This window comes from Psychromonas ingrahamii 37, from assembly GCF_000015285.1.
Lineage (GTDB): Bacteria > Pseudomonadota > Gammaproteobacteria > Enterobacterales > Psychromonadaceae > Psychromonas > Psychromonas ingrahamii.
In genome coordinates this window covers 1,766,569-1,778,646 of the sequence record NC_008709.1, presented here as the reverse complement: position 1 = coordinate 1,778,646, position 12,078 = coordinate 1,766,569, and the positions used below count along the sequence as shown (strand labels likewise).

13 protein-coding genes are annotated in these 12,078 nt (G+C 41.1%); 3 read left to right on the top strand and 10 right to left on the bottom strand.

The genetic code is table 11. The features are described from left to right. Nucleotides 1-13: 13 nt before the first annotated feature. The 8 genes from PING_RS07625 to glyA form a co-directional block, all read right to left on the bottom strand. Complete coding sequence (locus PING_RS07625; protein WP_011769822.1) at nt 14-736, bottom strand: DUF445 family protein; 723 nt, start codon at nt 734-736, stop codon at nt 14-16. A 153-nt stretch (nt 737-889) separates the two neighbouring features. Continuing rightward, on the bottom strand, nt 890-1,321 hold the full coding sequence (gene nusB, locus PING_RS07620) for a transcription antitermination factor NusB (RefSeq protein WP_041767041.1): 432 nt from the start codon (nt 1,319-1,321) through the stop codon (nt 890-892). A 5-nt stretch (nt 1,322-1,326) separates the two neighbouring features. After that, nucleotides 1,327-1,794 carry a 6,7-dimethyl-8-ribityllumazine synthase gene (gene ribH, locus PING_RS07615; RefSeq protein ID WP_011769820.1) on the bottom strand — a complete coding sequence of 156 codons (468 nt, stop codon included), beginning with the start codon at nt 1,792-1,794 and terminating at the stop codon, nt 1,327-1,329. A gap of 80 nt (nt 1,795-1,874) precedes the next feature. Then, nucleotides 1,875-2,981, bottom strand: coding sequence for a bifunctional 3,4-dihydroxy-2-butanone-4-phosphate synthase/GTP cyclohydrolase II (gene ribBA, locus PING_RS07610; RefSeq protein WP_011769819.1), 1,107 nt, complete (start codon nt 2,979-2,981; stop codon nt 1,875-1,877). 189 nt (nt 2,982-3,170) lie between these two features. Then, nucleotides 3,171-3,833 (bottom strand): riboflavin synthase, encoded by a 663-nt coding sequence (locus tag PING_RS07605; RefSeq protein ID WP_011769818.1) that lies wholly within the window; start codon nt 3,831-3,833, stop codon nt 3,171-3,173. A 1-nt stretch (nt 3,834) separates the two neighbouring features. After that, on the bottom strand, nt 3,835-4,998 hold the full coding sequence (gene ribD / locus PING_RS07600; protein ID WP_011769817.1) for a bifunctional diaminohydroxyphosphoribosylaminopyrimidine deaminase/5-amino-6-(5-phosphoribosylamino)uracil reductase RibD: 1,164 nt from the start codon (nt 4,996-4,998) through the stop codon (nt 3,835-3,837). Nucleotides 4,999-5,072: 74 nt separating this feature from the next. Beyond that, nucleotides 5,073-5,528, bottom strand: a complete 456-nt coding sequence (gene nrdR / locus PING_RS07595) for a transcriptional regulator NrdR (protein ID WP_011769816.1) — start codon at nt 5,526-5,528, stop codon at nt 5,073-5,075. Between the two features lie 207 nt (nt 5,529-5,735). Continuing rightward, nucleotides 5,736-7,001: a serine hydroxymethyltransferase gene (glyA, locus tag PING_RS07590; RefSeq protein WP_011769815.1), complete on the bottom strand. Its 1,266-nt coding sequence runs from the start codon at nt 6,999-7,001 to the stop codon at nt 5,736-5,738. Nucleotides 7,002-7,114: 113 nt separating this feature from the next. Between glyA and PING_RS20895 the strand changes: the two genes are divergently transcribed. The 3 genes from PING_RS20895 to PING_RS07580 all read left to right on the top strand — a co-directional run bounded on the left by PING_RS20895 (nt 7,115) and on the right by PING_RS07580 (nt 9,318). Beyond that, on the top strand, nt 7,115-7,303 hold the full coding sequence (locus PING_RS20895) for a hypothetical protein (RefSeq protein ID WP_198134749.1): 189 nt from the start codon (nt 7,115-7,117) through the stop codon (nt 7,301-7,303). Beyond that, the gene (gene ettA, locus PING_RS07585; RefSeq protein ID WP_011769814.1) at nt 7,251-8,915 is read left to right on the top strand and encodes an energy-dependent translational throttle protein EttA; all 1,665 of its coding nucleotides are present in this window, start codon (nt 7,251-7,253) and stop codon (nt 8,913-8,915) included. Before PING_RS20895 ends, ettA begins: the two co-directional genes overlap by 53 nt. Before the next feature lie 85 nt (nt 8,916-9,000). Then, nucleotides 9,001-9,318 carry a hypothetical protein gene (locus PING_RS07580; RefSeq protein WP_041766170.1) on the top strand — a complete coding sequence of 106 codons (318 nt, stop codon included), beginning with the start codon at nt 9,001-9,003 and terminating at the stop codon, nt 9,316-9,318. A 45-nt stretch (nt 9,319-9,363) separates the two neighbouring features. Here the strand turns inward: PING_RS07580 and PING_RS07575 are convergent, their stop codons facing one another. Next, nucleotides 9,364-10,251, bottom strand: coding sequence for a hypothetical protein (locus PING_RS07575; RefSeq protein WP_041766167.1), 888 nt, complete (start codon nt 10,249-10,251; stop codon nt 9,364-9,366). 583 nt (nt 10,252-10,834) lie between these two features. Further along, the gene (locus PING_RS07570; protein WP_011769812.1) at nt 10,835-11,701 is read right to left on the bottom strand and encodes a hypothetical protein; all 867 of its coding nucleotides are present in this window, start codon (nt 11,699-11,701) and stop codon (nt 10,835-10,837) included. Between the last annotated feature and the right edge of the window lie 377 nt (nt 11,702-12,078).

Here is a 12,078-nt window from a genome sequence, read left to right as displayed (position 1 = left end):
TTAGAGCCAACCGCTACCATGCGATAACAAAGGCACTGATAAGACCAATCAGACCACCCAATACACCGCCCCAAATAACCAGCCAGCCAAGGTGACGTTTGATCATTGCTTGAATGATTTCTTTAACAATGGTTGGGGTTAATTCACTTAAACGCTGCTCAATAATCTGCTCAATTTTACCTAAAATATCCTGCATTATTTCAGGCTGTTCAACTTCTTCTTTCAGCAGTTTAATAAATTTATCATCATTAGTCATTTCAATAATGGATTTTTTCATCTGTTTAATAAAGGGTTCTCGCAGCGGTACCAGCGCCTCTTTACCACCTATCATATCGAGCATTCCGCTAAATGACGAGGCCATAATGACCTCTACCAAACCGTCAAAGGTCGGATCTAAATCAACCTTTTCAATCACTGGCTCAAGGTTGATGTTCGCCGCAGACAATGATCCGGCATTTAAAAAACGCTCCACGTTGTCAGAGGTAAAAAACTCTTCCATCATTAATGTATAAATACTTTTTTTAAATTCCTCAAAATGGGCTGGAACAACGCCTGAGCCATACAAAAAAGGTATTTTTTCGAATAACATAAAAACCGCTAACCAGTTGGTTAATGCACCGGATAACGCAAATAAACCCACCATAGTTAGAATAGCGGCTAGCTCTGTTTCGCCTAACAATAAGCCAGTCGCTAAAATGGCGGCTGACACTAAATTGGTCAATAAACTTTTATTCATGTTTTTTCCTGTTTTAATCTTTGTTTTTTAACATAAAAAATCCAGTGCCGGAGCTACTGGATTTTTTATTCTATTCCCAACTACTTGATGAAGATGCAGAAGCCTGCATCTTCATCAAGTAGTTGGGATATAAACCTAACCTTAGAAGCAGTATTACTTGCCCTGTTCTTCTTCTCGTAGTTTTAAACTGCGTAATGCTTTATCTAAAACACCATTAACGAACTTGTAGCTTTCATCCGTAGCAAAATCTTTTGCTAATTCAATCGCTTCATTCAAAACCACTTTATGTGGAATATCGGTACGCTGAGTTAACTCAAACATGGCTAAACGTAATACGGCTTTATCAACCATATCAACATCTTCAATTTTACGGGAAAGATAAGGAGATAGTTTTTCATCTAAAAAATCAACACGATGAATAACACCGGTTAATAATTCTTTAAAATACGGAACATCTGTTTTTGACAGATCCTGATCAGTGCTAAATTGCTCAATAATTTGACCGGCACTCAGTTTAGTGATTTGCCATTGGTAAATTGCCTGTACCGCAGATTGGCGGGCGCGTCGACGTTCAGCTGGTTTCATTTTCATTATTTAAACTCCGCCATAACATTGACCATTTCTAATGCGCTTAAGGCCGCTTCACTGCCTTTATTACCCATTTTAGTTCCCGCACGTTCAATCGCTTGTTCTATTGAATCAGTTGTTAATACCCCGAAGGAAACCGGTATATCAAAGTCCATAGAGACTTGACCAAGGCCCTTATTACATTCGCCAGCAACAAATTCAAAGTGGGGTGTACCACCACGAATAACAGTCCCTAATGCGATAATGGCATCGAACTTTTTAGAGGCGGCAACACGTTTAGCGACCAATGGAAGCTCAACGGCACCAGGGACACGTACAACAGTAATATTATCATCAGCAACTTGACCAGTACGCTTAAGGGTATCGATTGCTCCTGCTAATAACTGCTCGTTAATAAAGCTATTAAAACGAGAGATAACGATTGCGATCTGCGCTTGTGGTGCCGCTAAGCCACCTTCAATAATTTTCATTTACTACCCTTATTGCAAAATTTTGTGAATCTTAACACATTTTTATTAATTGTTAACTTTATTACGAAGAGCAACACAGGCTATTCAGTAATGTAATCGACCACTTCTAAACCAAATCCTGATAACGCATGATATTTTTTCTCAGAGCTTAACAGGGCCATTTTTTGCACGCCTAAATCACGCAGGATCTGCGAACCAACCCCCACACGGCGGCTCACTTTTTGCTCTTTTTTAGCGACACGTTCACCGGCATCTTCATTGGCAATTTGTTTTACTTGTTCAATCAATGAACTCGGTGTTTCCTGATGGGCTAACATAACCAATACGCCACCGTCTTTATTTAAACGCTGCAGCGCATCATTTAATGGCCAAGTGCGTTTACTTAAACGATCGGAAAAGAAGTTATCGGCGAAGGTGTTTTGTAAATGCACTCGCACATTGGTGGTTTGCCCGGTTTTAATTTCGCCATTGACTAATGCAAAATGAACCTGTTTATCGATAGTGTCCTGATAAGCGATTAAATCAAAATCACCATATTCCGTCGGTAATTTGCAAGCGCTGACACGTTCAATAGTGGTTTCATTGTTATTACGGTATTCAATTAAATCTGCAACAGTGCCTAATTTTATCCCTTTTTCTTCTGCAAAAATTTCAAGATCTGGACGGCGCGCCATCGTGCCATCTTTATTTAATATTTCAACAATCACGCCAGCGGGTTCCCGACCGGCCAAACGTGCTAAGTCGCAGCCCGCTTCAGTGTGCCCGGCACGGGTTAATACGCCACCCGCTTGTGCCATCAGTGGAAAGATATGACCAGGCATAACAATGTCCGTAGGTTTTGCGTCTTTAGCCACTGCAGCTTGTACGGTAATGGCACGGTCGGCAGCCGAAATACCCGTGGTGACACCAAGGGCTGCTTCAATAGAAACCGTAAAATTGGTCGAAAATGCAGCGGTATTATCATCAACCATTAGCGGTAACTTAAGCTGCTCACAGCGCTCAGCCGTTAATGTTAGACAAACCAGACCACGACCATAGGTTGCCATAAAGTTAATCGCTTCCGGGGTGACTAAATCGGCAGCCATAATTAGATCGCCCTCGTTTTCGCGATCTTCATCATCCATCAAAATAACCATTTTACCTAAACGAATATCTTCGATAATTTCGGCGGTAGTACTTAATTTCATTTTATTTTCCTATCTATTTTACGGCTTGACCTAAGAAACCACTTTTAGCAAGCAGATCCCATGGTTAGGTGGTTTATTGTCATGGTGACTTGTCGAAGCTTGTTCACCCAGCATTAAACGTTCTAAAAACGAGCGATAAGGTCAACTTCTAAATTGACCTGGGTATAGTTCACCTATCTCATAGTCGGCTTAACCTAAGAAACCACTTTTAGCGAGCAGATCCATGGTTGATTTATTATCATGTTGACTTGTCGAGGCTTTATCACCCAGCATTAAACGTTCTAAATAACGTGAAATAACATCAACTTCTAAATTGACTTGGGTGCCCACTTTATAGTTCACCATAGTCGTTTGCGAAATTGTGTGCGGGATAATAGTCAATTTGAAAGCAGCACCGTTAATTTCATTGGTGGTTAAACTCACACCATCAACGGTAATAGATCCTTTTTCTGCAATATATTTAGCCAATTCATCGGGCGCTTTAATCCAGTATTCAACGGCATTGCCAAGGGGGTCAACGGATATCACTTCACCCACACCATCCACATGCCCGCTAACAATGTGTCCACCAAAACGGTCATTCATTTGCATTGCTTTTTCTAAATTAAGCACAAAACCATTTTTAATCTGAGAAAAACCACTGCGCTTTAACGTCTCGTTAGAAAGATCGGCATTAAAACTTTTATCACTTAACTTGGTCACCGTTAAGCAAACACCATTATTTGAAATGCTATCACCCACTTTTACATCACTTAAATCAAGGCTCCCTGCATCGACGCTAATGGTGATATCTTTGGCATTTTTTTTAATGGCAGTCACCTTACCGACTGCCGCTATAATTCCTGTAAACATATTAACCCCTGTCACTTGTAATGTTACTTATAATGCGAATATCATTGCCAATTAAAACCACACTCTGCAGTGATAATTGCACAACCTCAATCATTTTTGAATAATCAGGCAAGTTTACTAAATCTCGCGCCTGACTGCCCATTAATTTTGGTGCCTGATAAAGAATAAATTGATCCACCAACTGATGATTAAAAAACTCACCCGCGAGTGTCGCTCCGGCCTCAACCCAAAGATCGTTGATTTCATAATCACTTAACTGGGTTAATAAGACCTTAAGGTTAATCCGACCATGGCCATCATCTGTGCCGATCAGTTGTTCAATATCAGCGCTGAATTGATTTTTATTTTTTGGTAAATCGTCACGGGGAAGCAGGGACACCAACAACACTTTACCTTCAAGTGAAAATAATTTTTCCTTAAGGGTGATTTTATTGTGGGAATCTAAGATAATACGTATCGGTTGGCGTATCTCAGCAGGTCTCAATGTCAGATCAAAATCCAGATGATTTTTTAAGCTTTCATAGCGCACATTTAAGCTTGGATTATCGGCAATCACGGTCGCGCTGCCAGTTAATACAGCGCTTTGCAGGGCGCGGAAATATTGCACATCACAACGCGCAGCAGGGCCTGTTATCCACTGGCTTTGGCCATTTTTAAGGGCCGTTTTACCGTCTAAACTACTGGCAAGTTTCACTGTTACACGAGGCTCTTTAACCTGCATCCGTTTAATAAAACCACGGTTTAAATCCATCGCTTCATTTTTAAGCAGACCAAGGTCAACTTTTATACCCGCCTTCTCTAATATTTTAATGCCATCTCCTGCGACCTTAGGGTTAGGGTCAACCATCGCAATGATCACACGCTTAATCCCAGCTTTAGTTAAGGCTAGCGCGCAGGGAGGTGTACGGCCAAAGTGGGAGCAGGGCTCTAAGGTCACGTAACAGGTTGCACCCATCGCTTTGTCTTTAGCGATCGCAAGGGCATTTACTTCGGCATGTCCGAGGCCTGCTTTTTGATGATATCCTTCCCCCACTATTATATTATTTGCAACAATCACACAACCCACATTAGGATTGGGTGAGCTGGTAAAGCGCCCTTTTTTGGCCAGCAGTATCGCATGGGCCATATAGTATTTATCTAAGTCTGAAAAAGCCGTTGTGTTCATTAATATTCAATCTTCTACATTAAAAAGAGTAAAAACAGTAAAAATTTTATGCTAACAAGTGTGATGCCATTAGGCTAAAAATCAGTCTCAAGCTTGGCTATTTCCTCACCAAACTCTTTAACATCTTTAAAGGAGCGGTAAACCGACGCGAAACGGATATAGGCAATTTTATCTAACCCCTTAAGTAATTCCATAACCAGTTCACCGACTATTTTAGAAGTCACTTCACGCTCGCCCGTTGCCCGCAGGGTTGATTTAAGTTTGTTAACCGCAGCATCAATATCCTCCAGACTCACGGGTCTTTTTTCCAAGGCACGGTTAATACCGACCAGCAATTTGTCATCATTAAAGGGTTCACGACGGCCATCGGACTTAATCAAACGCGGCATCAACAGTTCGGCAAATTCATAGGTGGTAAAACGTTCATTACATTCATTGCAGCTGCGCCGGCGACGAACTTGAGATCCTTCTGAAACTAAGCGTGAGTCGATAACTTTAGTATCTTGAGCATTACAAAAAGGACAGTACATTTAATCTCACTCTTATTCAGAATTAATCAACCTTAAAAGTTGACTGGATCTATTGACAAATATCACAAATTTACTATGAATTTAATTTCAAGGTGTAATAGTAACCTGTTTAGCGCCTGTTTTAACAGTAATTTGCTTTATAGAGTCAAAAAAAGGGTAAAAAAAAGCTACGCAATGCGTAGCTTTTGAGTGCTTATTATTAAAAGATTATCCGTAAACAGGGCAAGCTTTACAAAGAGCGGCCACTTTAACTTTAACCGCTGTAATGGTGGTCGCAAGTTTAGCTTCATCTTTGATTGCATCAAGAACGTCACACATCCATAACGCAAGCTCAGCAGATTGTTGTGCATTAACACCACGACGTGCGAGTGCCGGCGTACCAATACGTAAACCTGAAGTCACAAAAGGAGAACGGGGATCATTTGGCACTGAGTTTTTGTTAACCGTAATATGCGCATTACCTAAGGCGGCATCCGCTTCTTTACCGGTGATATCCTGAGCGATTAAATCAACCAGGAATAAATGGTTTTCAGTACCGCCAGAAACGATTTTGTAACCACGCGCCAGGAATGATTTAACCATGGCTTTAGCATTATCTAAAACCTGTTGCTGGTAAACAGCAAATTCAGGTTCAGCACACTCTTTAAATGCAACCGCTTTAGCTGCAATAACGTGCATTAGTGGACCACCTTGCTGGCCTGGGAAAACCGCTGAGTTTAATTTTTTCTCAATGGCTTCATTGGCTTTAGCAAGGATCAGGCCGCCACGCGGACCGCCTAAGGTTTTATGCGTTGTCGTAGTCACCACATCGGCAAAAGGCACTGGATTCGGGTAAAGACCCGCAGCCACTAGCCCTGCAACGTGCGCCATATCAACAAACAGATAAGCGCCTACTTTATCCGCTATTTCGCGAAATTTGGCCCAGTCAACAATACCCGAATAAGCAGAAAACCCTGCAATAATCATGGTTGGTTTATGTTCGACAGCAAGACGTTCAATTTCCGCATAATCTAGAATACCCGTTTCAGGGGTGATTCCATATTGCACAGCATTGTACATTTTACCAGAAAAACTGACGTGGGAACCGTGGGTTAAATGTCCACCATGGGCAAGACTCATGCCCAGAATAGTATCACCCGGTGCACAAAGCGCCTGATAAACGGCTGCATTAGCCTGCGAACCCGAGTGAGGCTGGACGTTTGCATAATCAGCACCAAATAAAGATTTAGCACGTTCGATAGCTAAAGATTCAGCCACATCAACGTATTCACAACCGCCGTAATAACGTTTACCCGGGTAACCTTCTGCGTATTTATTAGTTAACTGACTGCCTTGCGCTTCCATTACACGTGGGCTGGTGTAATTTTCTGATGCAATCAGTTCAATATGGTCTTCTTGGCGCTGAACTTCATCAGTTATTGACTGCCATAATTCTGGATCATAATCGGCAATATTCATATCACGGTTAAACATGCATAACTCCTACTGGGTCTGGTTTTAAATCGGCTGATTTATTGATGTAACAAATTTTACCTAATCTTACCCTGTTGCATAGCGTAAACAAATGAATAATTTTAGGATTTAAAATGAAAAAAGTGCATATTGACCAGGATACCCGCAGAAACAGCCTTTTTATCCTTAACAGCAGTGTGTCATTTTCCGCTGCTTTGCCCTATCATCGGGATCCAGTCTTTTTCTTTCATTTAACAAGAGCAATCACTCATGGCACAGTTTATATACACAATGGATCAGGTGAGCAAGGTCGTCCCGCCTAAGCGCACTATTTTAAAAGATATCTCTCTGAGTTTTTTTCCGGGCGCAAAAATTGGCGTGTTAGGTTTAAACGGCTCAGGTAAATCAACCTTATTACGTATTATGGCGGGTCTCGATAAAGAGTTCGCCGGTGAAGCGCGCGCTTTATCGGGTACAAAAATTGGTTATTTAGCGCAGGAGCCGGTATTAGATCTTGATAAAAACGTTCGCGAAATTATTGAAGAAGCCGTCAGTGAAGTTAAAAATGCGTTAACAGATCTCGATGCACTTTACGCAGCTTATGCAGAGCCCGATGCAGACTTTGATGCACTGGCTAAACGTCAGGGTGAACTTGAAGCGATTATTCAAGCACATGACGGTCATAATTTAGAAAACCAGCTGGAGCGTGCCGCTGATGCCCTGCGCCTGCCGGCTTGGGATGCGAAAATAGGGATCCTTTCAGGTGGTGAGCGCCGCCGTGTGGCATTGTGCCGTCTGTTGCTCGAAAAACCGGATATGTTACTACTGGATGAGCCAACTAACCATCTCGATGCAGAATCTGTTGCCTGGTTAGAGCGTTTCTTACATGACTATGAAGGCACTGTTGTCGCCATTACCCATGACAGATATTTCTTAGATAATGTTGCCGGCTGGATTTTAGAATTAGACCGGGGTTACGGTATTCCGTGGCAAGGTAACTACTCATCGTGGTTAGAGCAGAAAGATGCGCGCTTAAAACAGGAAGCCTCTCAAGAAAAAGCACGCCAACGTCAAATTGAACAGGAGCTGGAATGGGTTCGTTCAAATGCCAAAGGCCGTCAATCTAAAAGCAAATCGCGTTTATCCCGCTTTGAAGAGCTTAACAATCAGGACTTTCAAAAACGTAACGAAACCAATGAGCTATTTATTCCACCGGGTCAGCGTTTAGGTGATCAGGTGATTGATGTTAATCATCTGAGTAAATCCTATGACGGTCGGGTGTTAATTGATGATTTAAGCTTCAGTATTCCCAAGGGCGCAATTGTCGGCATTATAGGTGCCAATGGTGCCGGTAAATCTACCCTGTTTAAAATGTTGTCCGGTGTTGAAACACCCGATTCAGGTGACATTACTATAGGTGCAAGTGTGCAACTGGCCAGTGTTGATCAGTTCCGTGATGATATGGATGATAAAATCAGCGTTTTTCAGGAAGTCTCCGATGGCAGCGATATTATTAAAATTGGTAATATCGAAATTCCAAGTCGTGCCTACCTCGGCCGCTTCAACTTTAAAGGCACAGATCAACAGAAGATTGTGGGGAATTTATCCGGCGGTGAACGCGGCCGTTTACATCTTGCCAAATTATTGAAATCCGGCGGCAACGTATTATTACTCGATGAACCCACCAATGATCTTGATATCGAAACACTGCGTGCCCTGGAAAATGCCCTGCTCGATTTTGCCGGTTGTGTTATGGTGATTTCACATGACCGCTGGTTCCTGGACAGAATCGCCACCCATATCATTGATTACCGCGATGAAGGGCAAGTGAATTTCTACGAAGGTAACTTTACAGATTACGAAGAATGGATGAAAAAAACCTATGGCGCTGCATCTGTCGAGCCGCATCGTATAAAATACAAACGTATTTCATAATGTAACAAAGAATATAAATATGAATCTTAAGTTTTGATACGTTAAATAAGCCTCCTTGTTCTAATATATAGAACCGGAGGCTTATTTGTATCAAACAGCCGAGCCTGAAGAGAATACACCGGCCTTCAGCCTTCAAGCACTTCAGCACTCAGCACTCAGCACTCCAGCATTCAAGCATTCAGCACTCCAGCATTCCAGCATTCAGCACTCCAGCATTCCAGCATTCAGCCTTCAAGCATTCCAGCACTCCAGCACTCCAGCATTCAGCCTTCAGCCTTCAGCCTTCAGCCTTCAAGCATTCCCCCCCCCGAGCCTAAAAGCTCAGTTCCGAAAAAATATTGGCAGAAAAAAGAAAGGAATAAGCTTATTATTACAGGATGGCAATAAAAAAGTCACTCGGTGAGAGTGACTTTCAGGGGATAACTATCTTAACGGCAAAAGGTCAAGACTAATTACCGCCGCCGGTTAAACCTGTTGAACCCGTTGCACCTGTTGGTGCAGGAACAGGCTTTGCTATCGCTACGACGATAGTAATACCTGCAGCTGTGACTGGATCTGGATCGTTAGCTTCAACCTTAATATAAACTTTTTCGACATCAGCGACAGAAACAGTAACAACTTTCTCACCGGTAGTCGTAGTTGGATAACCAGGATTATCAGTAACTACTTTTTTTGCAAGCGCTTTACTGGTTTTGATAAGTGATTTAACGTTTAATTTTTTACCCTTATTAGCCTTCACATACACAATAACATCATTAGTAACGTGGTTAGTGGCGATGACTTTAGATGCAGTACCTGAATCTAATTTTTTGATTGTACCTTCCATATCTAGTGCCAGATCTAATGCAGTAAAACCAGTATCATTGGCAAAATCCATGTCATATAAATCATTAACAACTTCCGTGACAACATCAGAAATATTTTCTCTGACCACTGGTGGAACTGCATCTGCATCAGCAACAATCTGTTCAGCAATCAATGTTGTCAGAGGAGAAGCCGTAATTGGAGACCCCTGTTTTAATAAGCCTCTAGGTATCACATACTCAATATCTGGCATTGCTTTACCATTGGAGGTATCAATTGAGTTGGCATTACCCGTAACGACGAATTCACATAACTCTGGGTTGCTGTTGATTATTACATTGGTAGTGTTAACTGCACCATAGTAATCAGTCAGACCTGCAGATCCGTTATTGTCACCACCACAATCATATTTTGCATCTGCAAACTGAACCGGACCATCATAAGCTTTAATTGATGTGCTCGGCGTACTTGCACCGCTACAGGCAACTATAAAAGTACTAGCAATAAGTACCATGAAAATATTTTTTCCCATTATTCATATCCTTACAAAGGGTAAATTTAGATAAATGCCTATTTAAACATTTATATGTTCGATCTGATTCGAAGTTCATTGTAAAGTAAAAAAAAAGTAAAAACAAAGTAAAAACGCAGGATGTTGACTTTATTGTGATCAAATAGGTATATAAATAATACCACTACACATAAATAAGTAACTCAGGGGATAACAAAGTACTTCGAAGGTAACAAAATCCACCATTATTCGCGAAATCATTTAATAAGCAAGTGACAAATTTGAACCTTGGCATTTACGACAACGACCTGAAAGACGTAGGGCAGGACGCAGAAGTCATTACGGCATAAACAGGCTAAGCGCTGCGGGCCCTTTTCAATGACCATACGCGTAAAAGGTTCAGTACCTAAAATAACATTGGAATCTGGACTTCAGGCGGGCAAAAAGAAGACGCCGAGCCTTAAGGTTCAGTTTAGAAGATAAAATTAGCAGAAAAAGAGGGGGAATTTGGAATAAGCTTTTTTATGACGGTGCTGCAATAAAAAAAGTCACTCGGTGAGAGTGACTTTCAAGGGGTATCTATCTTAACGGCAAAAGGTCAAGACTAATTACCACCACCGGTTAAACCTGTTGAACCAGTTGCACCTGTTACTACTGGTGCTTTTGGTATATCCTTCGTAACTTCACTGACAGTACTAATATAACCATTATTTGTCGCTTCAGTGATAGAAATTCCTACATTAAAAGTCGCAACTTTAACCTTTGTAGCATCACCGTCAACGTTAGGATAATTAGGATTTACAGTAATTACTTGTGCTGCTACCGCTTTACTGGTTTTGATAATTGTTGCAAGGTCTACCGTATTAGTCTTCGAATAAACAAGCACATCACTAGTCACGTTGTTAGTTGCGATTATTGAAGCCACCAAAGGTGAATTAACTGCTTTTAATTTATTGATCGTACCTTCCATATCACGAGCCATCTCTAATGGATCAACACCATTGTTGATAAGAATTTCGCCATATAAAGCAGTAACAACCGATGTAGCAGCATCAGTGGCGCTTTTGTTATTAGCTTTCATCTCTGCATCAATCAATGTGGTGAAAGGACCCGCTGTAATACCCTTACCTTTAGCTAATAACCCTTTAGGGATAACATATTCAATATCAGGCATTAATTTACCGTTAGAGGTATCAATTGCTGTAGGAGTACCCGTCACAACGATTCTACATAAATTTGGTTCATTAAGGAGTGTAGGAACGTTAGTGCTAACACTACCATCAAATCCAGTCACACCTGAGTCGCCTTTTATTGGATTATTGGCAGTGTCGTCACCACAATCATATGCCACAGCTGCAAACTGAACCGGACCATCATAGGCTTTAATTGCTGTGCTTGACGTCGAGTCGCTGTTATTACAGGCAACCATAAAAGTACCGGCAACCAGTACCGCTAAAAGATTTTTTTTCATTATTGACTTCCTTGCAATGAGTAAATTTATATCAATGTCTGTTTTAAAGCAGCAACTTTATCACAACTTTATTACAACTTTGGTTAGTTTAGGTGGTTAAAAAATCTATTCTGCAGTAAAAAATGGGTGAACGATATAATATCACCGGCATCTGCACCTGAATTTTATAAATAAATGATTTAAATTTTATCTATATGAATCAATAGATTATGCGCTGATCTTGAAGATTAGATACTAACTTTATTCTGATTAAATAACCACATAAGAATAGTAATACTCATAAATAAGCGAAGATGACCACTAACAAATAGATCCCTATTGCGGTAAGGTAATGCTGCTCCATGTTATGCACTTATTATATGAATCTAAGCTATAAA

Bases quoted from the DNA above. Each gene is read 5' to 3' on its own strand.
- PING_RS07625 (WP_011769822.1), bottom strand. From the start codon at position 736: ATGAATAAAAGTTTATTGACCAATTTAGTGTCAGCCGCCATTTTAGCG.
- nrdR (WP_011769816.1), bottom strand. From the start codon at position 5,528: ATGTACTGTCCTTTTTGTAATGCTCAAGATACTAAAGTTATCGACTCA.
- PING_RS20895 (WP_198134749.1), top strand. From the start codon at position 7,115: ATGAAAAAAGTGCATATTGACCAGGATACCCGCAGAAACAGCCTTTTT.
- ettA (WP_011769814.1), top strand. From the start codon at position 7,251: ATGGCACAGTTTATATACACAATGGATCAGGTGAGCAAGGTCGTCCCG.
- ribBA (WP_011769819.1), bottom strand. From the start codon at position 2,981: ATGAAATTAAGTACTACCGCCGAAATTATCGAAGATATTCGTTTAGGT.
- ribD (WP_011769817.1), bottom strand. From the start codon at position 4,998: ATGAACACAACGGCTTTTTCAGACTTAGATAAATACTATATGGCCCAT.
- PING_RS07570 (WP_011769812.1), bottom strand. From the start codon at position 11,701: ATGAAAAAAAATCTTTTAGCGGTACTGGTTGCCGGTACTTTTATGGTT.
- nusB (WP_041767041.1), bottom strand. From the start codon at position 1,321: ATGAAACCAGCTGAACGTCGACGCGCCCGCCAATCTGCGGTACAGGCA.
- PING_RS07575 (WP_041766167.1), bottom strand. From the start codon at position 10,251: ATGGGAAAAAATATTTTCATGGTACTTATTGCTAGTACTTTTATAGTT.
- PING_RS07605 (WP_011769818.1), bottom strand. From the start codon at position 3,833: ATGTTTACAGGAATTATAGCGGCAGTCGGTAAGGTGACTGCCATTAAA.
- ribH (WP_011769820.1), bottom strand. From the start codon at position 1,794: ATGAAAATTATTGAAGGTGGCTTAGCGGCACCACAAGCGCAGATCGCA.
- glyA (WP_011769815.1), bottom strand. From the start codon at position 7,001: ATGTTTAACCGTGATATGAATATTGCCGATTATGATCCAGAATTATGG.